The 20,634-nt window shown below is 35.4% G+C and carries 20 protein-coding genes; 17 read left to right on the forward strand and 3 right to left on the reverse strand.

Translation table 11 applies throughout. The annotated features are described in order from the left end of the window. The first annotated feature begins 97 nt into the window (after positions 1-97). The 15 genes from LF845_RS04585 to LF845_RS04655 all read left to right on the forward strand — a co-directional run bounded on the left by LF845_RS04585 (position 98) and on the right by LF845_RS04655 (position 14,934). A complete protein-coding gene (locus LF845_RS04585; RefSeq protein WP_242819825.1) occupies positions 98-1,180 on the forward strand; it encodes a TRAP transporter substrate-binding protein in 1,083 nt (360 codons plus the stop codon). Positions 1,181-1,246: 66 nt separating this feature from the next. Further along, a complete protein-coding gene (locus LF845_RS04590; RefSeq protein ID WP_242819826.1) occupies positions 1,247-1,741 on the forward strand; it encodes a TRAP transporter small permease subunit in 495 nt (164 codons plus the stop codon). A gap of 1 nt (position 1,742) precedes the next feature. Continuing rightward, positions 1,743-3,068 (forward strand): TRAP transporter large permease, encoded by a 1,326-nt coding sequence (locus tag LF845_RS04595; protein WP_242819827.1) that lies wholly within the window; start codon positions 1,743-1,745, stop codon positions 3,066-3,068. A gap of 20 nt (positions 3,069-3,088) precedes the next feature. Then, positions 3,089-4,465: an FAD-binding oxidoreductase gene (locus tag LF845_RS04600; RefSeq protein WP_242819828.1), complete on the forward strand. Its 1,377-nt coding sequence runs from the start codon at positions 3,089-3,091 to the stop codon at positions 4,463-4,465. Then, on the forward strand, positions 4,466-5,692 hold the full coding sequence (locus LF845_RS04605) for a (Fe-S)-binding protein (protein ID WP_242819829.1): 1,227 nt from the start codon (positions 4,466-4,468) through the stop codon (positions 5,690-5,692). Next, a complete protein-coding gene (locus LF845_RS04610) occupies positions 5,692-6,399 on the forward strand; it encodes a FadR/GntR family transcriptional regulator (RefSeq protein WP_242819830.1) in 708 nt (235 codons plus the stop codon). Before LF845_RS04605 ends, LF845_RS04610 begins: the two co-directional genes overlap by 1 nt. Before the next feature lie 78 nt (positions 6,400-6,477). Then, the gene (locus LF845_RS04615) at positions 6,478-8,307 is read left to right on the forward strand and encodes an amino acid permease (protein WP_242819831.1); all 1,830 of its coding nucleotides are present in this window, start codon (positions 6,478-6,480) and stop codon (positions 8,305-8,307) included. 116 nt (positions 8,308-8,423) lie between these two features. Then, positions 8,424-9,206, forward strand: coding sequence for a ParA family protein (locus tag LF845_RS04620; protein ID WP_242819832.1), 783 nt, complete (start codon positions 8,424-8,426; stop codon positions 9,204-9,206). Then, entirely contained in the window at positions 9,184-10,038 is an 855-nt protein-coding gene (locus LF845_RS04625; protein ID WP_242819833.1) for a ParB/RepB/Spo0J family partition protein, read from the forward strand. Before LF845_RS04620 ends, LF845_RS04625 begins: the two co-directional genes overlap by 23 nt. After that, positions 10,031-10,402: a bactofilin family protein gene (locus tag LF845_RS04630; protein WP_242819834.1), complete on the forward strand. Its 372-nt coding sequence runs from the start codon at positions 10,031-10,033 to the stop codon at positions 10,400-10,402. The genes LF845_RS04625 and LF845_RS04630 overlap by 8 nt, the downstream gene beginning before the upstream one ends. Before the next feature lies 1 nt (position 10,403). Then, positions 10,404-11,153, forward strand: a complete 750-nt coding sequence (gene tpiA / locus LF845_RS04635) for a triose-phosphate isomerase (RefSeq protein ID WP_242819835.1) — start codon at positions 10,404-10,406, stop codon at positions 11,151-11,153. Between the two features lie 8 nt (positions 11,154-11,161). Next, the gene (secG, locus tag LF845_RS04640) at positions 11,162-11,482 is read left to right on the forward strand and encodes a preprotein translocase subunit SecG (RefSeq protein WP_242819836.1); all 321 of its coding nucleotides are present in this window, start codon (positions 11,162-11,164) and stop codon (positions 11,480-11,482) included. Continuing rightward, entirely contained in the window at positions 11,482-13,122 is a 1,641-nt protein-coding gene (locus LF845_RS04645) for a peptide-binding protein (RefSeq protein ID WP_242819837.1), read from the forward strand. Before secG ends, LF845_RS04645 begins: the two co-directional genes overlap by 1 nt. A gap of 7 nt (positions 13,123-13,129) precedes the next feature. Beyond that, positions 13,130-14,113, forward strand: a complete 984-nt coding sequence (locus LF845_RS04650; RefSeq protein WP_242819838.1) for an ABC transporter permease — start codon at positions 13,130-13,132, stop codon at positions 14,111-14,113. Beyond that, entirely contained in the window at positions 14,113-14,934 is an 822-nt protein-coding gene (locus LF845_RS04655; RefSeq protein ID WP_242819839.1) for an ABC transporter permease, read from the forward strand. Before LF845_RS04650 ends, LF845_RS04655 begins: the two co-directional genes overlap by 1 nt. Here LF845_RS04655 and LF845_RS04660 read toward each other — a convergent pair. Beyond that, positions 14,931-16,523, reverse strand: a complete 1,593-nt coding sequence (locus LF845_RS04660) for a LysM peptidoglycan-binding domain-containing protein (RefSeq protein WP_242819840.1) — start codon at positions 16,521-16,523, stop codon at positions 14,931-14,933. The two genes, LF845_RS04655 and LF845_RS04660, sit on opposite strands and share 4 nt — an antisense overlap. A gap of 144 nt (positions 16,524-16,667) precedes the next feature. On the opposite strand from LF845_RS04660, the gene LF845_RS04665 reads away from it, so the two are divergent. Then, positions 16,668-18,134, forward strand: a complete 1,467-nt coding sequence (locus LF845_RS04665) for a hypothetical protein (RefSeq protein WP_242819841.1) — start codon at positions 16,668-16,670, stop codon at positions 18,132-18,134. A 15-nt stretch (positions 18,135-18,149) separates the two neighbouring features. Beyond that, positions 18,150-19,622 carry a DNA recombination protein RmuC gene (locus LF845_RS04670; RefSeq protein ID WP_242819842.1) on the forward strand — a complete coding sequence of 491 codons (1,473 nt, stop codon included), beginning with the start codon at positions 18,150-18,152 and terminating at the stop codon, positions 19,620-19,622. On the opposite strand, the gene LF845_RS04675 is transcribed toward LF845_RS04670, so the two are convergent. Next, positions 19,593-19,931, reverse strand: a complete 339-nt coding sequence (locus LF845_RS04675; protein WP_242819843.1) for an AzlD domain-containing protein — start codon at positions 19,929-19,931, stop codon at positions 19,593-19,595. The two genes, LF845_RS04670 and LF845_RS04675, sit on opposite strands and share 30 nt — an antisense overlap. Beyond that, positions 19,915-20,601 carry an AzlC family ABC transporter permease gene (locus LF845_RS04680; protein WP_242819844.1) on the reverse strand — a complete coding sequence of 229 codons (687 nt, stop codon included), beginning with the start codon at positions 20,599-20,601 and terminating at the stop codon, positions 19,915-19,917. The genes LF845_RS04675 and LF845_RS04680 overlap by 17 nt, the downstream gene beginning before the upstream one ends. Between the last annotated feature and the right edge of the window lie 33 nt (positions 20,602-20,634).

Consider the following 20,634-nt stretch of genomic DNA (forward strand, 5'->3'; position numbering starts at 1 on the left):
ATAGTTTAATAAAAAAATATTGACATTATATAAAAACATATTTAAATGGTAATACCAATTGGTAGTAATACCAAAAAAATAAAACTGGGAGGTCAGTATGAAACGTTTTTTAACTCTTTTAATGGCTGTGGCTTTATGTGTATTTATGACAACTTCAGCCTTTGCCGCAAAAACTTACAATTGGAAAATGGTAACAACTTGGTCAACTGGTATTCCTTGGCATCAAACAGTTTTACATTTTGCTGATACTGTCAAAAAAATGACAAATGGTGAGATGGAAATCAAAGTTTTTCCTGCTGGGTCTATCGTTCCGGCATTTCAGGTTTTTGATGCTGTAAGAAATGGTGTGGCTGAGATGGGGCACGATTGGCCAGGGTATTGGAAAGGTAAGGATGAGGCTTTTGTAGCTTTTGCATCTGTTCCTTTTGGATTAAACAATATTGAATATACTATTTGGCTTATGAATGCTGGTGGGATGCAGCTTGCTGAAGAGATATATGGTAAATATGGTCTTGTTCCACTTTTAGGTGGTAACTCAGGTCAGGAAATGGGATTTTTTACCAAAAAACCATTAACCAAAGTTGAAGACCTTAAAGGGATGAAAGTAAGAACAGTTGGTTGGGCTGCTGACATTTTAAAAGATATGGGAGTTTCTGTTAGCCCTCTTCCTGGTGGTGAAATATATTTAGCATTTGAAAGAGGAGTTCTTGATTCTGCTGAGTTTTCTGTGCCTTTTATTACCTATCCAATGGGCTTTCAGGAGATAGCTAAAAATGTGATGGTTCCTGGATGGCATCAGCCTGGGGTACAGCTTATGTTTACAGTGAATAAAAAGGCATGGGACAGTCTACCTGAACACTTAAAAACAGCATTAAAAGTTGCATCATATGAGACCCAACTATGGGATATCGCCAGAAGCGAAGCAGGTAATGCAGAGGCTATTAAAAAGTATAAGCAAGAAGGTGTTACATTCAACAAGCTTGATGACAATTCCCTTAATGAGCTTAGAAAGACTACAAAGAAATATTTGGACGGGTTAAGAGCAAAAAATCCTAACCTTGATAAAGTGTTAGGTTCACAGGATGAATTTGTTAAAAACTACTCAGAGTGGAAAGATTTGAGAAGCGGCGTTTCTGCCTATCCTTATGAAGACTATATAAAAGGTAAACATTACGAATAATTGAAAGATGGGGCTTATTGCCCCTCTTCTATTTAGAAAATTCATTAAAACTTTGGGGTAAATATTATGAGAAGTTTAATAAAACTTATTGATGGCTTAACTGAAATTGTAGGTAAACTGGTGTCATATATTGTGTATGCTCTTCTTATTGTTGTGGTTTATGAGGTTATAAGTAGAAAAATTTTTAACAGTCCAACAGTTTGGGCATTTGAATTAAGTTATATGCTTTATGGCGCTATGTTTATGTTGGGCTTTGGGTATGCTTTAAAGTATGGCTCTCATGTTTGTATAGATGTAATTAGTAACAAATTCCCTCCTAAAACTAAAGCAGTATTAACTATGTTTACCTATTTGATATTCTTTTTTCCATTTGTGTATTTTGGTGTTAAATCTTCCTGGCAGTTTTTTAGTCAGTCTTGGGTTATGAGGGAGTTAAGCCAATCTCCCTGGGCTCCACCTATATATCCATTTAAATTTCTAATGCCTTTAGGTTTTTTTCTTTTAGGCCTACAAGGGATATCCGAATTTATTAAGCAAATTTATAACTTAAAAGGTGAGTAATATGAGTGCTGATTCTATTTCATTTGTAATGTTTGGGGTTTTACTTGTTGCTGTATTTTTAGGCCACCCTTTGGGAATAACTCTTGGCGGTTTAGGTATATTTTTTGGTGTAATTAGCTATGGCCCGGGTACATTATTTATTCTTGCAAATAAGACATACGGTTTGATGGAAAATTATGTTTTAGTAGCTATACCACTTTTTATATTAATGGCACAATTTTTAGACAAATCAGGTATTGCAGAAGAACTATATGAAACCATGTATGTCGTTCTTGGTCCTGTTAAAGGTGGGTTAGCGCTTGCTACAATTGTAGTATCAACTGTTTTTGCTGCTACAACAGGGATTATTGGTGCTTCAGTTGTTGCTATGGGTTTGATGGCTGCACCTACGATGCTGGCAAAAGGTTATCAAAAAGAACTAACTGCAGGTGTAATAACGGCTGGTGGGACACTTGGTATTTTAATCCCTCCTTCAATAATGCTTGTAGTTTATGGCGGACTTATTGGTATGTCTGTTGGAAAGTTATTTTTGGCAGCATTTATTCCGGGTTTTCTTCTTTCAATGCTGTATCTATTATACACGTTTATATATGCTACAATAAAGCCTGAAGTTGGGCCACCACTCCCTAAAGAGGATAGACTTGCCATCAGTTTAGGGAAAAAAATTGCAATGACCTTAAAGTCAATTATACCTCCAGTTTTTCTTATTTTAGCTGTGCTTGGAAGTATTGGGGCAGGTATAGCTACACCCACTGAAGCTGCAGGGCTTGGTTGCGTTGGTGCCTTGATATTGGCATTCATAAATAAAAGAGTGAACTTTGAACTCTTTAAATCAGCTGGTGCTGCAACATTAAAGATAACATGTATGGTAATGCTTATTTTTGTTGGGGCAAACTTTTATACATCTATTTTCATGGGTATTGGTGGAGGAGAAGCATTTACAAATATTTTATTTTTAATAAGTGATAATAAATGGGTGATTTTATTTGTAATGATGTTTATATTATTTTTACTAGGTATGTTTGTTGACTGGCTTGGTATATTACTTTTGTGTGTACCTATATTTACTCCTATTGCAGTCGACCAATTAGGGTTTGATCCACTTTGGTTTGCGCTAATAGTTTCAGTTAATTTACAGATGTCCTTTTTAACACCACCTTTTGGGTATGCTTTATTTTATTTTAAAGGGGTAGCCCCTGAGGGTGTAACAATGGGGCATATTTATAGAGGTATTATTCCTTTTGTTATAATACAAATGATAGGACTTGCACTTTGTATAATTTTTCCTGAAATAATTACATGGTTACCTAATGCAGTATTTAAATAGTAAAAATTAAAGAGGTTTATATGCTTAACAAATCTTTGGTAAAAAAGTTTGAAAGTATTTTAGGTACAAATAATTATTTTACTGAGCCTGAAGATACTATGTGTTACAGCTATGACGCATTTTCAGCAGAGCCCGTGCAGCCCGATATAGTCGTGAAGCCTGAAAATGAAGAGCAGATAAAATATATTATTAATATATGTAAAGATGAAAATATCCCAATTGTCACAAGGGGTGCAGGGACTAATTTAAGCGGTGGCACTGTGCCTGTTAAAAAAGGGTGCGTGCTGCTTACCACAGGCCTTAATAAAATTTTGGAAATAAATGAAAACGATATGTATGCTGTTGTCGAGGCAGGTGTTGTGACAGCTAATTTGGCAAATGCGGCCATAAAAAAGGGGCTTTTTTACCCGCCTGACCCGGGTAGTATGAATATCTCAACGATAGGTGGCAATGTGGCTGAAAATGCCGGGGGGTTGAGAGGTCTAAAATACGGTGTTACCAAAGATTATTTGATGGGTGTTGATTTTTACGATATGGATGGCAATTATGTGAAAGGGGGAGGCAAAACAGTTAAGCTCGTCACAGGCCTTAATCTGCCAGGCTTAATGATTTCTTCGGAAGGTTTGCTTGGTATAATGACAAAGTTTGTTCTAAAATTAATCCCTAAACCAAAATTCAGTAAATCTATGTTGGTCATTTACGATGACATAATCAAGGCATGTGAAACGGTTTCAGAAATTATTGCTGCTAAAATTTTGCCTGCGACCCTGGAGTTGTTAGACAGCTTTACAATAAAAACAGTGGAAGAGGCCACAAAAATAGGTTTACCAACTAATGCTGATGCACTTTTGCTCATAGAGTTAGATGGTCATGAGGCTGAAGTGTTGGAAGATTTTGAAGTAGTAAAGGGGATATGCGGCAAATTAGGTGGCAATATCAAAGTTGCTGAGACTAATGAGGAAAGGGATAAATTGTGGGAAGCAAGAAGAAAGGCGCTAAGTAGTCTTGCAAGGCTTAAGCCAACCTTGATTTTAGAGGATGCTACTGTTGTTAGAAGTAAAATCCCTGAAATGATGAAAGCTATTAACGATATTAAAAATAAATATAATCTTGTTATCGGTACATTTGGACATGCCGGGGATGGTAATTTGCACCCTACAATTTTAACTGATAAAAGGGACAAAGAGGAGATGGAAAGGGTTGAGAAGGCTATTGATGAAATATTTACAAAAGCCCTTGAGCTTGATGGGACTTTAAGCGGTGAGCACGGTGTAGGGTTTGCAAAGGCAAAATATCTTGAAATGGAAGTGGGTAGTGGGACTATAGAGTATATGAAAAAGCTAAAAAAAGGGGTTGACCCGCAAAATCTTTTAAATCCGCATAAGATGGGGTTATAAATGGATGATTTGATTAAAGAGTTAAAAGAGTTGGAAGAGCTTGTACTTCAATGTATGAAGTGCGGTACATGTCAGGCTCATTGCCCTTTGTATCAGAAAGATTTACTTGAAAGTACTGTTGCAAGAGGCAAAATTTCTCTTATCGAATCGGTATATGAGGGGCGTCTTGACAAGGCAGGCAGTATTTTAAAACACCTTGATTACTGTATATTGTGCGGAAGATGCAAGGAAAATTGCCCAAGCGGAGTGAAAACAGATGAGATATTTTTAAGAGCTAAAGCAGTATTGAGGAAAATAGAAAAACTGCCATCTTGGGGGAAGGTTGTTTTAAAAATAGTTATGGAAAAGCCGGATCTTCTGGCAAGAGTTGCTCCGCTTATGCACATTGGACTTAAATTTGGAGCCAAAAGGGTAAAAGATGATATTTTTAAACCACTATTGGGCTCTTTTTCCAAAAGAAACATAAAACAGGTGGCATCAAAACCTTTTACAAAGACCCATGGGGGATTGCACAAAGCTGATAATGAAAAGATGAAAGTTTACTTTTATCCAGGCTGTGCAGCTAATTTTCTTTTTCCTGAATGGGGAGAAGCAATTATAAGTGTTCTTAATCATTTTGGCGTTACTGTTTATGTACCGGAAATAAACAAATGTTGCGGTATACCTGCTGCTACACTTGGCGAGCTTGAAACTTATAAAAAAATGGTTAACGAAAATTTAGATGAAATAAATAAGAATGACAGCGAATATGTGATTACCTGCTGCCCTACCTGTCAATATGCTCTTAGCGAAATGGGACCTAAACTTACTGATAAAAATCCTGATAAACCATTTTATGATATTTTAATGTTTCTTAATGAAATTTTAAAAGTAAAGTTTAATGTAGATTTAAATGAAAAATTTTCACTTCATACGCCCTGCCATTATCTAAGTTCAAAAAAAGCTAATTTAAAGAAACATTTGGAAGAAAATTTTAAAGGGGATTTTGTTGTACTTGAAAATCAAAGCTGCTGCGGTTTTGGTGGGACTTTTAATATGAAAAAATATGATGATTCAAAGGCAGTGGGAATGAGCAAGGCTGAGGAAGTTAACATTAAGAATATTAAAAAATTGTTTACTCCTTGCCCAGGCTGTGCTATGCAATTGACTGATGCTGTTGTAGAAGTCGGTAGCGATGCAGAAGTAGAGCATCCTATAATGTATTATGCCAGGGAGCTTGAAAAATAATGGTTTTTAAAAAGATAAAGCCTAAGAAGATAAGTGATGAAATATATGAACAAATTAAAGAGTTAATTTTAACAGGAAAATTAAAGCCGGGTGAAAAATTACCGCCTGAGAGGGAGCTTGCTACGACTCTTGGAGTGAGCAGGCCATCTATCAGGGAGGCTTTACAAAAACTTGAAGCTCAAGGTTTTTTGGAGCAAATTCAAGGTGATGGCACCTACGTAAAGGTCGCTACTTCCGAAGCGTTTGATAGTTTTCTTGAGGAATTTGCGAGAAAAGATAATGCTATTTTTGATTTAATGGAAGTAAGGCGTATTCTTGAAACATGGGCAGCATATACTGCAGCCGAGCGTGCTGATGAAAAAGAGATTGCTCAGATGCAAGAATATTTAAATGAGATGAAAGATGCAAAAGATTACGGGCAGATAGGGTATATTGCAGATGCAAACTTTCATTCTACTATCAGCTATGCAACTCATAATGTATTGTTAATACATATTATGAATAATATTTATGAGTGGATTGAAAAGGTAAGCTATGAAGTCCGCTCACGGATGTACACTGACGAAAAGAGCCACGAAGAGCTTTTTAATCAGCATTCAGCAATCTTTAATGCTATCAAGGATGGAAAACCGTTAGCGGCTTACAATGCTATGAATCTGCATATGGATTATATTGTTAAAGAGCTTAATAAGGTTTTTAAAAAGTAAAATTTCTTTGCCTTAGTAATTTTTTCTGCATTATATTCATTCCTTGAAAATAATTAATTAGTCTGGTATTGAATTATTATGAGTAAGCTTGAAAAAGGTCTGAAATTAATTGATATATATTCTATTGCTATTGGCTCAATGATAAGCTCCGGGGTATTTTTACTGCCAGGAATTGCATATGGTATATGTGGCACCACTGTGTCGATATCCTATCTGTTTGCTGGATTAATGTCTATTCCCGGTGTTTTGAGTATTTCTGAGCTTGTTACGGCAATGCCAAAGGCTGGTGGTGGATATTTTTTTGTTACAAGAAGTTTAGGGGCAGGTGTAGGTACTGTTGCAGGTATTTTAAGCTGGTTTTCCCTTATATTTAAGGCAACATTTGCCCTGATAGGTCTGTCTGTTTATTCTGAAATAATTTTTAGTTTGAATCCAAAATTAATAGCTATTCTTATCTGTTTGGTCTTTTTAATTATAAACTACTTAGGCGTCAGTAAGGCAGGAAAGGCTCAATCGGTCTTGGTTTTGCTCCTGTTTGCAATTTTATCTTACTTTTTTTTTAATAGTGCTGGAAACATTGATTTTGGTAATTACTCTACATTTATCAAAGACTTTGATATATCCAGGATTTTATCTGCATCAGGTTTCGTATTTGTCTCCTATGGAGGACTTTTAAAAGTAGCAAGCCTTGCGGAAGAGACCAGAGACTCGAGGATGATTCCAAAGGGCTTGATAGGTGCGCTTTTAACGGTAGCAGTATTATATACATTAATAGTTTTTGTTACGGTAGGGGTTTTGCCCGGAGAGAATCTTTTTAATTCCTTGACACCTATTTCCGATGCTGCATCTGCCTCAATGGGGATAAAAGGAAAAGTATTGCTTTCCATAGCTGCAATTATTGCATTTACTTCTGCTGCAAATGTAGGGATAATGTCGGCATCAAGATATCCATATGCATTAAGCAGAGACAATATGTTTCCAAAGATTTTCCAGAGATTATCGGCAAAATATAAGACACCTTTTGTTTCAATAATTGTTACCGGTCTAATAGTAATTTCAGGATTATTTTTAAATTTGAATCTGTTAGTAGAAGTGGCTTCCACCTCCCTTATACTTACATATATTTTGGCTAATTTTTCAGTTATAGTAATGAGAGAAAGCAGGCTTACCAACTATAAGCCTCAATTCAGGGCGCCTATGTATCCTTATCTGCAAATTGCAGGGATAGTTTTTTATCTTTTTCTTATTTATGAAATAGGACTTGAAGCAATAATTGCAACAGTGGTTTTTATGATAATCAGTTTTTTTGTATATATTTTATATGGAAGAGCAAAAAATAACCAGGAATATGCCCTGCTACATGTTATCGAAAGAATTTTAAATAAGGAATTGACGGGAATAAGGCTTGAAAAAGAACTTAGAAACATTTTAAAAGAGAGAGACTCAATAAAAGAGGACAGATTTGATAAACTTGTAAAAAAAGCCCTTGTTTTTGATTTTGAAAGTAGCATGACATATGAAAAGCTCTATAAGGAAATTTCAGATAAACTTGGTCAGAGGATTGGTCTTTCGGGTGGAGAAGTTTACAACCTGTTGTGTGACAAAGAAAAAAGATACTCCAGCGTTCTTGGGGATAATATTGCCATTCCTCACGTAATAGTTGAAGGGGAGAAGATATTTGATGTGGTTATTGTAAGAAATAAAGAAGGGGTAGTTTTTGAGGAAAATAAGAAAATCAATGTGATTTTTGTGCTTATTGGAAGCAGAGATGAAAGGAATTTTCATCTTAAGGCTTTATCGGCAATAGCGCAGGTTGTAAATAGCAAGGATTTTTATAAAAAATGGATGGAAGCAAAAAACCCACAAGTTTTGAAAGATATTGTTATGTTAAGCAAAAGACAAAGGTAATCAGGGGATAAAACACAGGTTGCAAAAAAGTTTTGACAACTTTTGTCTAAAAATATATTTATACAAACCTTGTTTAACTTGATTTTTGGGTATTAATATTTTAAATGTATAAAGTTATGGGTAAAATAATTGCGATAGCAAATCAAAAAGGTGGAGTAGGTAAAACTACTACCAGTGTAAATTTGGCTGCGTCTTTAGCCTTTGCAGAGGCACGTGTCCTATTGGTTGACATGGACCCTCAGGGGAATGCTACAAGCGGATTGGGCTTTATCCCTTCTGAGCTTGAGAAAAGTGTTTATAATGTCATTATTGATAGCATCCCTGTCAAAGATGTGATGTTTAAAACTAAGGTGGAAAATTTATCAATTATTCCAAGTAAGATAGATTTAACTGCTGCGGAAATTGAGCTTGTGACAGTTTTGTCAAGAGAAACAAGATTGAAAAGGTGTTTGGAGTCTATAAAGGAAGAATTTGACGTGATAATTATAGACTGCCCTCCATCTTTGGGACTTTTAACTGTAAACTCTTTAACGGCGGCTGATAGTGTATTAATACCGCTTCAATGTGAGTATTATGCACTTGAAGGCTTAAGTCAGCTTTTAAACACTGTAAAACTTATTAGGGAGAGTTTGAATCAAAATCTTGAACTTGAAGGGATTTTACTGACAATGTATGACCCGAGAAACAATTTGTCAAAAGAGGTCTACAAACAGGTAAGAAGTTATTTCAGAGAGAAGCTTTTAAAAACTATTATTCCGCGAAATGTCAAGCTTAGTGAAGCTCCAAGTTATGGTCAACCTATTTTGGATTATGATATAAAATGCAAAGGTGCTGAAAGTTATATTGAGCTTGCCAAAGAGCTTTTAGGAAGGATTAATGAGAAAAAATCCGTTAGGTAGAGGGCTTGAAACCCTGATTCCAAAAGATGATACTGCTGTTAATAAAAAATCTCCCGTTGAGCTTGATATTACGGATATAATACCAAATCAGGATCAACCCAGGAAAGTTTTTGATTCTGACAAGTTAAATGAGCTTGCCGAATCTATAAAAAGTAGAGGGCTTGTACAACCTATAATAGTCACTAAAACCGGTGATAAATATACTATAATTGCAGGTGAACGTCGTTGGAGAGCTTCAGGTCTGGCGGGGCTTAAGAAAATTCCAGTCATTATAAGAGATATCTCTGATGAAAGAGAGCAGCTTGAATTGGCACTTATTGAAAATATCCAGAGGGAAGATTTAAACCCCGTAGAGCTTGCAAATGCTTATAAAAATTTGATGGAAAAATTTTCTTATACTCAGGAAGAGTTATCTAAAATTGTCGGAAAAAGCAGAAGTGCCGTTGCAAATATTTTAAGGCTTTTAAAGTTGCCACGTGAAGTAATTGAAGCGATATCTAAAAATATTATCACCGAGGGGCACGCAAGAGCGCTTTTGGGCCTTGAAAACAGTTCGGAAATTGTTGAAGCTTTTAAGGTAGTAGTCAAAAAGGATTTGAGTGTCAGGGAAACTGAAAATCTTGTTAAGAGAATAAAAAAAGGTGAGAATAAAGATATTAGTGAACAAAAAGAGGATGTTTTTATTCAATCTTTAAAGAGTGAGTTTGAATCATTTTTTAGGGCAAAGGTAAATATTAAAACAGGGAAAAAAGGTGGCACAATAGAGATAAAGTTTAACTCCAATGAGGAGTTAGATACTATCATTAATTTAATAAGGGGTCAAAATGATTAAACCAAAAGGTGAAGTAAACGATATTAATGCTTTTTTAGGCACAAATACCAAATTTAATGGGACACTGATTTTTGACGGATTAGTTAGAATCGATGGTGATTTTGAAGGGAATGTCAAAACAAAGGATACCCTTGTAATAGCAAATTCAGGAAATGTTAAGGCTGAGATAGAGGCGGGCGTTATTAAAATATCCGGTAAGTTTGACGGCACCATAAAAGCAGCTACAAAAGTAGAGCTTTTAAAACCTGCGATTGTAAAAGGAACCATAAACACCCCTGCCATATCTATTGAAGAAGGGGTAATGTTTGACGGACAATGTATTATGAGTGCTAAGCCCGGCACAAATGTTACAAAAGAGGGTTAATATGAGAAGATCGGTCATTGCCGGCAACTGGAAGATGAATCTTGGCTTTGGTGAAGCGGCTGATTTGGTCAATAGTCTGACAAAGTTGAATTATAATACTGAGCAAAAAGATGTTATTATCGCCCCGTCTTTTGTGTATTTATCTGAGCTTGGTAAGATTGCAAAAGATTCAAATATTAAGGTATATGCCCAAAATTTCTATTATGAAGATTCAGGCGCTTTTACAGGGGAAGTTTCCATAGAAATGCTTAAAAATATTGGTGTGGCAGGTTCTATTGTAGGGCATTCCGAAAGACGTATGATTTTTCATGAAACGGATGAAGTTATTAATAAAAAGATTAAAGCGGCTGTTGCACATAAATTTCCTGTTATTTTTTGTGTTGGGGAAACATTGGAGCAGAGAGTAGCCGGGGTGCATGAAGAGGTTGTTACTGCTCAAGTCGGGCTCGGCCTTGAGGGTATCTCTGAAAAAGATATGGAAATTATAACAATCGCATATGAGCCTGTATGGGCAATCGGCACAGGGAAAACAGCATCGAGTGATGATGCGGAGAGTATGCATAAGGCAATTAGAAATTTTCTTGGCAAAAAATACAACAAAGCTCTTGCAGATAATGTAAGAATATTGTATGGGGGTAGTGTAAAACCCGAAAATATTTCTGAGCTTATGGCTATGGAAAATATTGACGGTGCTCTTGTAGGTGGAGCGAGCTTAAAGGCTGATTCATTTGCAAAAATAATTAATTATTGAGGTGATAAATGTATCCGGTAATATTAGGGTTTCATATTTTTGTATCTATTTTATTGATTATCGCAGTACTTTTGCAATCAGGGAAGGGTTCAAGCCTTAGCGAGGCATTTGGTGCTGGCTCTTCCGACATATTTGGCTCTGTTTCTCCTGCCAATATTATGAATAAGATAACTACTATACTTGTAGTTATATTCTTTTTTACATCTATTGCACTGACAGTAATTTCTTCAAAGGGGACAGGCAATTCGATTACCAATAAGTTGCCGGCAGCTGCTGCACCTATTGGTGAGCAAAATACTACTCCGCAAGTGCCGTTAGAAAGTAAATAATGAAAAGGCAAATTTGCCTTCTCATTTTACTTGTTTTTATAGCTGTTTTTGGCTGCTCGGAAAACTCTGATAAAGGTGAAGCAAAGAGCAAAACTGGTTTGGCGGCAGTAGCCAAAACTTACGGGGATGCATTGGTTGATGGGTCAATAGGTGACGCCAGTAACCTTATCCCTATCCTTGCCACTGATAGCTCTTCTCATTCTGTAGCCTCGTGGATATATAACGGACTTTTGAAGTATGACAAAAATCTAAAATTAGTTGGTGATTTGGCTGAAAACTATTCTGTTTCGGAAGATAAAAAGGTAATTACCTTCAACTTGAAAAAAGGGATTAAATGGCATGACGGCGCCCCTTTTACATCTGAGGATGTCAAATTTACCTATGAGCTGATAGTTGATGATAAGACACCAACGGCTTACGATTCTGATTTTAGAATAGTCGATCATATCGAGACTCCCGATAATTATACGGTTAAGGTTTTTTACAAACAGGCTTACGCTCCCGCTCTTGCAAGTTGGACGACGTCAATATTACCTTCCCATCTTTTGAAAGGGGTTGAAGTTACTAAATCCCCTTTACAGAGAAAACCTGTCGGCACAGGCCCCTATAAATTTTTAGAGTGGAAGCCCGGCAACTCAATAACGCTTGTGGCAAATGAAGAATATTTTGAAGGAAGACCTAATATCGAAAGGTATGTGTATCGGATAATTCCCGATTCAGCAACAATGTTTCTTGAACTTTTGAATGGGACTATTGATATGATGGGTTTAAGCCCTCTGCAATTTGCAAAGCAGACGGACAATCCGAGATTTAACGCTAAATTTAATAAATATAAATATTTATCAAACTCTTATACTTATGTTGGATACAATTTGAAAAACCCGCTTTTCAAAGACAAAAGGGTAAGGCAAGCACTCACATATGCCACTCCAAAAGATGATATTATTGAGGGTGTTTTGTTTGGTCTCGGTCAAAAGGCAACAGGGCCATACAAGCCTACAAGTCCTTGGTATAACCCAAATGTTAAAAAATATGAGTATAATATAGAAAAAGCAAAATCCCTTTTGGCTGAAGCCGGTTTTAAGGATACTGATAATGACGGAATATTGGAAAAAGATGGCTTAAAGTTAAAGTTTACGATTATTACTAATCAGGGTAATTCTTCAAGAAGTATGGTAGCCGAAATTTTACAAAACAGTTGGTCTAAGATTGGAGCAAAGGTTGATATCAGAATCTTAGAGTGGGCTACTTTTATAAACGAATATATTGATAAAAGAGATTTTGATGCGGTGATTTTAGGCTGGTCTATCCCTCTTGAGCCTGATTTATACGATATTTGGCACTCTTCAAAGTGTGAAGGGAAAAATTTGAATTTCATCTGTTATCAAAATAGCGAAGTGGATAAGCTTATCGAAGAAGGAAGGGTCGAGTTTGATTTTGAAAAGAGAAAAGCGATATACAATAAGATACAGGAGATACTTGCAGAAGAACAGCCTTATACGTTTTTATATGTTGGGGAGTCATTAATTGCCTTAAGTAACAGATTTGAAAATGTTGAGCCTGCGCCTGCCGGCTTGATGCATAATTTTATTAAGTGGTACGTGAAAAAGGAAAATAGAAAATACATTTTCACACAGTAGGTAAAATATGCTTATTTACCTGATAAAAAGACTTATTGGAATGATTCCGCTTATTATAGGGATTACTTTCATAAGCTTTATCGTAATTCATCTTGCTCCGGGCGACCCTACGCAATTTTTATCTTCAATGAATCCGAAAGTTTCCGAAACTGCAAGGGACAAATTCATCAAGATGTATAACCTTGATAAACCTGTTCATGTGCAGTATCTATTATGGCTAAAAAAGTTTGTAAAGTTTGACTTTGGCGAGTCTTTTTCACAGGACAGAAAAAAGGTAATCGATAAGGTCTTGGAACGATTGCCAGTAACTTTGTGGTTAAATATTGCCTCATTGGCTTTAGTATTTATTATTGCATTGCCACTTGGTGTTTTATCGGCATATATGAAAGATAGTGTATTTGATAAGGCCTTGACAATATTTGTTTTTGTAGGTTTTGCGATACCGACTTTTTGGCTCGCACTTTTATGTATGTACTATTTTGGGGTAATATTAGGGATATTACCGATTTCAGGCCTTACTTCATACAATTTTGCAGAGCTTACGTTTTTTGGCAAGATTGCAGACATTGTAAAACACGCTTTTTTGCCTGTCGCTTTATCTGTGTTTGGCTCACTTGCAGGGTTAAGCAGATTTTCTCGCAATAGCATGCTTGATGTGCTAAATGAAGATTATATTTTGGCAGCCAGGGCAAGAGGGATACCTGAGAATAAAATTATATTTAAACATGCCTTAAAAAATGCGCTTCTCCCCGTAGTTACTATTTTGGGTTTATCTATACCTGGCCTTATCGGCGGTAGTGTGATTTTCGAGTCAATTTTTAGTATCCCCGGGATGGGGCAACTTTTTTACCAATCCGTAATGATGCGCGATTATCCCGTTATTATGGGTATATTGGTTATTGGTGCATTTTTGACGCTTTTGGGGAATTTACTTGCGGATATCATGTATGCTGCAGTTGATCCGAGAATTAGATACAGGAAAAAATCATAATGAAAAAGAAAAATTTTTTGTTTTGGGCAGGATTTTTTATAGTTTTATTTTTTATACTTGTGTCTGTTTTTGCGCCGCTAATTGCTCCTTATGACCCTACAACGATAAATATTAAGGAGATATTCCAAGCTCCATCTTCAAACCATATCTTTGGGACAGATGAGCTTGGAAGGGATGTTTTCAGTAGAGTGGTCTATGGTACAAGAGTTTCACTTTTTGTGGGTTTTGTTGCTGTTTTTATTTCAATTGCCATAGGAACTATTTTGGGTTTAATTTCCGGTTATTATGGTGGCATTGTTGATACTATTGTTATGCGGTTTGTGGATATTATGCTATGTTTTCCATCATTTTTCCTGATTTTAGCTGTAATTGCATTTTTATCACCATCTTTGACCAATGTAATGGTTATTATCGGCCTTACAAGCTGGATGGGGGTGGCAAGGCTTGTCAGGGCTGAGACGATGAGTATAAAGCAAAGAAGTTTTATTATTGCGGCAAAAGTGCAGGGGCTAAAGAATTCAAAAATACTTTTCAAACATATATTGCCAAATGTGGCTTCCCCTATATTTGTAACGGCTACTTTGGGGGTTGCCGGAGCGATATTGACAGAGTCCGCATTAAGCTTTCTTGGACTTGGTGTCCAGCCTCCTACGCCATCTTGGGGCAATATTCTTACTTCAGGAAAAGATAATATAATGTTTGCCTGGTGGCTTTCCCTTTACCCGGGGATAGCAATACTTGTAACTGTTTTGGGGTATAATCTTTTAGGTGAAGGGCTGAGGGATATCTTAGATCCAAAATCTAAAAAGTTTGGCAATTAATTTATAGTCAATTTTTTCCCAGGGTGGAGTTCTGCAGTTTCTAAGTTGTTTATTTTCATTAATTTTTCAACTGACGTATTGAATTCTTTTGCTATATCCCATAGCGTATCACCTGTTTGGACAGTGTATTTTCCATCAAGAAGTTTTCTTTTGACTACATTGGTTTTTTTCTTTTTCCTGGCAGTCTTTTTGTCTTCATCATTAGAAACTATAACCGGCTGGCCAGGTCTAATGAGTCTTGGGTTAATACCTTTATTAAGCTTGATTACATCATACAAACTTAGCCCATATTTGTGTGCAATTGTATAGAGACTTTCTCCACTCTTTACGATATGTACCCTTGGTGCATAAATTTTAACATCATCGATAAAATCTTGCGCATAGGCCTGTTTCATAAAATCCTTTTCCGGGATGAAAAGGTAAGTATTATAAAGTATTCTGCTGTATTTCAGTCCATTTACTTTCATGATATCATTTTTGTCAGAATTGAATTTTTTTGCTATTTTTTCGACATATTCACCTTGCTTTGCTTTGTAAATTTTCACTTTCAACAATTCTTTTGGGCTCATTTTTGCTATTTTTTCAGACAAATATGATTTTGTTCCGTATGGAATTTTAAGGCTATACTCGTCATTTGGTGGAGTTATAGGCTTTTTTAAATCAGGGTTTAGTTCTTTTAATGTATCGATGTCTGTATTTATCATATCAGCAATTACGTAGAGGTTAACGGGTTGTTTTAAATTGATTTTCTCATAAAGTAGCGGAGATGTTGATGGCGGCTCAAAACCATATTCAAGATAATTGTAGTAAATAATGGAAAGAGCGATAAATTTTGGGACATAATCTTTGGTCTCGACTTTTAAATGTCTCTTTTTTGCAAGCTCAAAAAAGTCAGTTGTTTTATATTTTTTCAACCCTGAATATACCTTATAAAAGCCTGCATTGTACGCAGCTATTGCAAGATACCAGTCACCTAAGTTTTCATATAAATGTTTTAAATGCTTTGCAGCTGCAATTGTAGCTTTTTCAAAATCCCTTCTTTCGTCAATCCAGTAATTGATATCAAGTCCATAAATGTTTCCTGTGGAAGGCATAAATTGCCACATCCCACCTGCGCCAACAGGTGAGTATGCATCTGTTTCATAGCCGCTTTCGGCAAACGGTAGTATCGCAAGCTGAGCAGGAAGCCCCTCACGTCTTAGTATGTCTTTGACAAGATATATGTATTTGTTTGACCTATCAAGGTAGTTTTGAAAAGTGTTGGGATATCTTTTGGTATACATATTTAAATAGTATCTGACTCGCGGAGTTATCACAGGGGGGATATCATATTCTTTTGACTTTACTATGTACTGATAATTTAGAAAAAGCTCTTTTTCATCAAAAAGATATTCATTTATAGCAGGTGAGGGATATTTTAAATTTTCTAAAGAAAAATCTTTGATGATTTTGGCAGGTTTAGGCTTTTCAGACATTTCCTCCATCTGGGGAGCCTGAGTGTTTGGTACATATGAAATTTGCGTTTTTTTGATCGGTACGCAGGCAAACAAAACAAAAGCGACAGACACAAATACTATAAATCTTCTCATCTGTATTTTTATACTTTAATATTTATAGTTTTGCAAATAATTTTTGTATTAATATTGGTAGATCATTGATTGTAAAAGAAGTGCTACACACCGATAAATCTTGAATATGTTTTATATTATGTTATAGTGAGTTATGGAGAATGTATGGAAAATATAAAAGAGCTTATCAGAATACACGACAAATCACAGTTTGAAATCAAACTTGGCTATCTTATTGATTCGAAGAAGAGAAAAACAGAATATGACATAAACCTATATCTGTTTTTGCCTAAAAACTTAGGTATAGACGGTTATTCATATCCAAAGGAAAACTTTTACAGAAACTTATACAGCTATGTCAGGCTTATTACCCCAAAAGATTCTTTGAGAAATTTAAATGAAAGACTTAGTAAGGTGTTGGATAAAATTGGTAATGAAAAGTCAGAAATAGACAGTCTTTTTAATTTTTTAAATTATGAAATTAAAATAACTATTTGTGGTTTCAAGTCTTTTCTAAGAGATTTTGTAAAACTTGTATCTGAATCCAATGTAACTGAGAATGAAGTTGAAATTTTTATAAAAGATGTGTCAGACTTCAGGGAGACTGTAAAGAAATTTAACAGATTTATCCCTGAAACAAATAATATAAAGATTAAAGAGCTTTTTCAGTTTATGGACGAATATTCAAGCTTTCTTGTAAGTGTCTATCTTATAAGGTTGTTTGAAATTTTATCAAAAAATCAAAGCGGTCTTTGTGAAAAATTAAGCACGGCTTTGCAAAGTGAGGTGGCCTACAGAAAAAATAATGGGTTGTCCTATACTACGGAAGATGATTTGAATAATGAACTTTTGATATACAAGTATTCTGTATATAAAAAATACTTCTATAATATTCTTTTCCTGAAGTTAAAAAAGAAATCAGGTGATGTAGAATTCAGACATTTTGCATATGCGATTGCAGCAGGTATTTCTATGATTTTTGCAACTGCGGCAGCTTTTTTTGCCCAGATGAAGTATGGAAACTTCACAACATCCTTTTTTATAGCCCTTGTCATAAGCTATATGTTTAAAGACAGGATAAAAGACTTTTTCAGGACAATTTTTGATAAATCTTTTTTGTCAAAAAAAGTATATGATTATAAAAACAGAATATATGACCTTGAAAGGTTTTGGCTATTTGGTTTTTACAAGGAGAGGGTAAGATTTTTAAAGAATAAGGAGTTGCCCGATCATATAATTTCAAAAAGATTGCAAAATACCCATTCAAGCCTTTCTACATGGTATCTTGGTGAAAATGTCCTGAAATATGAAAGAAAAATCAAACTTTACAACGACATCATCAAAAGGTCTTTCAAGGATAAAATAGAGGGGATTAACGATATAATCAGATTTGATATAGAGGATTTTACAAGGAAAATGGATGACCCTAAATCCTATCTTTACTTTATTGAAAATTGTAGTGTTAAAAATATAAGAGCCACAAAGACTTACCATCTAAACCTTGTAGGTGAATTCAAAACACCGGAAAAACACTTTTTGTTTAAAGTAAGACTTATTCTGACTAAAAAGGGGATAAAAAGGATTGAAATCCCCGTTGATGAAAAAAATGTTATTGTTAAGAAAAGTAGTTGATGAAAAGGGGCGGGTATGGGTTTTAATTATTTGACTTTTATGTTAGCGTTGGTTTTATTGATAAACCTTGTTTCATTGATTTTGATACTTGGCAGATACGGCTCTTTGAAAAGAAAGCTTGAATCCTTTGAAGTTCGTAACAGTACTCTTGATGAAAACGTAAATTCAAGGCTAAAAGAGTTTAGGGAAGATTTGAACTCCAATTTTAGGAATTTTAGAGAGGAAAGTCAAAGCTCATTTAAAAATCTTTCAGAAATTATTGGCAGACATATCGAAGCTCTTACGGAAAATCAGAGAAATAAATTTGAAGATTTTAACAAGATGCTTGCTGAAGATGTAAAAAAAGGGGAAGAGCGAAGCTTGGTAATGCAAAACATTATAAAAGAATCCTTAAGTATGATAATTAAGTCTCATGATAAATTTACAGAAGAGGTTTCAAAGACGATAAAGGAGCTTACTTTATCTATGAAATCAGAGCTTGGAGAAGTAAAATCGGAACTTGGTAAGTCTTTGAAATCTTTTGAAGAAAAAGTAGATTTAAATCTTGAACGGATGAGAAGGACCATAACGGAAGTGCTGGAAAAACTGAGAGAAGACAACGAGAAAAAGCTTGAAGAGATGAGAAAAACTGTTGATGAAAAACTCCATGAAACCCTGGAAATGAGACTGTCAAACTCATTTAAGGTGGTAAGTGAGCGTCTTGAGCAGGTGCATAAAGGTCTTGGTGAAATGCAGAGCCTTGCAAATGGCGTGGGCGATTTAAAAAGAGCGCTTACTAATGTAAAAAACAGGGGAATTATTGGTGAGGTTCAGCTTAAAAGAATTTTGGAACAGATTTTATATCCAGGCCAATATGTAGAAAATGTTAAGACAAAACCAACGTCCAATGATGTTGTTGAGTTTGCGGTAAAGCTGCCGGGGGATGATGAAAAGAGTCAGGTATGGCTTCCCATTGACTCAAAATTTCCTGTTGAAGATTATTACAGGCTTCTTGATAGCATCGAGGATGGGGATGTGCAGAAGATTCAACTTGCCACAAAACAGCTTGAAAACAGGGTGAAACAGTCGGCAAAAGATATTTCGTCCAAATATATAGAAGTGCCGTTTACCACCGATTTTGCCATTATGTTTGTTCCTTTTGAGGGTCTTTATTCGGAAGTTTTGAGAATTAACGGACTTTTTGAAAGCATACAAAGAGATTACAAGGTTGTGATTACAGGTCCAACAACAATGGCCGCATTTCTCAACAGTCTTCAGATGGGATTTAAAACACTTAGTGTGGAAAAATCAGCCCATAAGGTTATGAATCTTCTTGCAGTTGTTAAGTCGGAGTTTATAAAATTTGGGGATGTTCTTGAAAAGGCCCAAAAGAAGATAAAAGAAGCCGGAGATAATATAGATAATTTGGTGGGTGTAAGGACGAGAAAAATTCAGAAAGCACTTGAGGATGTCGAAATATCAGCTGATAAGTCTATTGATGAAATTTAGTCCCCATAAAATTGCAAGTCCTGAGCAGATTGTAAGTATTATGTTTTTGAACCTGTATGCTATAAAAAGTGCAAATATCATCGCATAGACTTTGAAGTTGTCTACTGAAATACTGTTAATCCCCTTGTTAAAAACCCCACCTGTAATTATTGCCGCAAAAATACTTGCAGGCATGTAGCTCAAAAATTCTTTCATATTTTCAATAAGTGTGTCGTTTGCAAATTTGAGAAAAGAAAACCTTATCAAAAATGTGATAACGCCGCAAATTACCATAAGAATCCATATATCTATACTATTGTAAAGCTGCATTTTTAATCCCCTTTTTATAAATTTTACCTGCAAATACTCCGGCAAAAACTGCTACAAAGAAACCTAAATTAAGCGGAATCTGTTTTAACAATATCATACAAGCCCCTGACACTATGGCAGTTATAATAAATCTCTTTTCTTTCAGAAAATTGACTAAAATTGCCATAAATGTAAGGGGTATTGCAAATTCCAGAGAAAATGAAGATGGGATTGTTGTACCCAACAAAATTCCAATCAGGGTTGAAATCTGCCAGACAGTCCACATTGTTATCCCTGCACCCATATAATATTTAAATTTATTTACACTTTTGTCGTTTGCTATCTTTGATATGGTTACTGCATAAGCCTGGTCTACAAGAAAATATGACATAAAGGCCTTTTTGGCCGTAGAAAGGTCTTTGTAATAAGGGGCAAGTGAAGCACTGTACATTGCCATTCTTAAGTTTATCATAAAGACAGTAGCAATAATGATGAGCCATGAGCTGTTGCTATTTAACTGCTCAATAAAAGCTATTTGAGATGCACCGGCAAAAATAATTTGTGACATTGTAAATGACTGTATGAAAGACAAACCGGATTTTGCCGCTGTGACACCGTAAATAAGTCCAAAAGGGGAAACTCCTGTAATAAATGGGGATACATCTTTTACCCCTTTCAAAAAATCATTCATATTTATCACCTTTCAAATATATCTTGCAATATG

Source organism: Deferrivibrio essentukiensis (assembly GCF_020480685.1).
GTDB lineage: Bacteria > Chrysiogenota > Deferribacteres > Deferribacterales > Deferrivibrionaceae > Deferrivibrio > Deferrivibrio essentukiensis.

What these genes read in the sequence shown, in the direction of transcription:
- LF845_RS04585 (WP_242819825.1), top strand. Translation starts at nt 98, where the DNA reads ATGAAACGTTTTTTAACTCTTTTAATGGCTGTGGCTTTATGTGTATTT.
- LF845_RS04590 (WP_242819826.1), top strand. Translation starts at nt 1,247, where the DNA reads ATGAGAAGTTTAATAAAACTTATTGATGGCTTAACTGAAATTGTAGGT.
- LF845_RS04595 (WP_242819827.1), top strand. Translation starts at nt 1,743, where the DNA reads ATGAGTGCTGATTCTATTTCATTTGTAATGTTTGGGGTTTTACTTGTT.
- LF845_RS04600 (WP_242819828.1), top strand. Translation starts at nt 3,089, where the DNA reads ATGCTTAACAAATCTTTGGTAAAAAAGTTTGAAAGTATTTTAGGTACA.
- LF845_RS04605 (WP_242819829.1), top strand. Translation starts at nt 4,466, where the DNA reads ATGGATGATTTGATTAAAGAGTTAAAAGAGTTGGAAGAGCTTGTACTT.
- LF845_RS04610 (WP_242819830.1), top strand. Translation starts at nt 5,692, where the DNA reads ATGGTTTTTAAAAAGATAAAGCCTAAGAAGATAAGTGATGAAATATAT.
- LF845_RS04615 (WP_242819831.1), top strand. Translation starts at nt 6,478, where the DNA reads ATGAGTAAGCTTGAAAAAGGTCTGAAATTAATTGATATATATTCTATT.
- LF845_RS04620 (WP_242819832.1), top strand. Translation starts at nt 8,424, where the DNA reads ATGGGTAAAATAATTGCGATAGCAAATCAAAAAGGTGGAGTAGGTAAA.
- LF845_RS04625 (WP_242819833.1), top strand. Translation starts at nt 9,184, where the DNA reads ATGAGAAAAAATCCGTTAGGTAGAGGGCTTGAAACCCTGATTCCAAAA.
- LF845_RS04630 (WP_242819834.1), top strand. Translation starts at nt 10,031, where the DNA reads ATGATTAAACCAAAAGGTGAAGTAAACGATATTAATGCTTTTTTAGGC.
- tpiA (WP_242819835.1), top strand. Translation starts at nt 10,404, where the DNA reads ATGAGAAGATCGGTCATTGCCGGCAACTGGAAGATGAATCTTGGCTTT.
- secG (WP_242819836.1), top strand. Translation starts at nt 11,162, where the DNA reads ATGTATCCGGTAATATTAGGGTTTCATATTTTTGTATCTATTTTATTG.
- LF845_RS04645 (WP_242819837.1), top strand. Translation starts at nt 11,482, where the DNA reads ATGAAAAGGCAAATTTGCCTTCTCATTTTACTTGTTTTTATAGCTGTT.
- LF845_RS04650 (WP_242819838.1), top strand. Translation starts at nt 13,130, where the DNA reads ATGCTTATTTACCTGATAAAAAGACTTATTGGAATGATTCCGCTTATT.
- LF845_RS04655 (WP_242819839.1), top strand. Translation starts at nt 14,113, where the DNA reads ATGAAAAAGAAAAATTTTTTGTTTTGGGCAGGATTTTTTATAGTTTTA.
- LF845_RS04660 (WP_242819840.1), bottom strand. Translation starts at nt 16,523, where the DNA reads ATGAGAAGATTTATAGTATTTGTGTCTGTCGCTTTTGTTTTGTTTGCC.
- LF845_RS04665 (WP_242819841.1), top strand. Translation starts at nt 16,668, where the DNA reads ATGGAAAATATAAAAGAGCTTATCAGAATACACGACAAATCACAGTTT.
- LF845_RS04670 (WP_242819842.1), top strand. Translation starts at nt 18,150, where the DNA reads ATGGGTTTTAATTATTTGACTTTTATGTTAGCGTTGGTTTTATTGATA.
- LF845_RS04675 (WP_242819843.1), bottom strand. Translation starts at nt 19,931, where the DNA reads ATGCAGCTTTACAATAGTATAGATATATGGATTCTTATGGTAATTTGC.
- LF845_RS04680 (WP_242819844.1), bottom strand. Translation starts at nt 20,601, where the DNA reads ATGAATGATTTTTTGAAAGGGGTAAAAGATGTATCCCCATTTATTACA.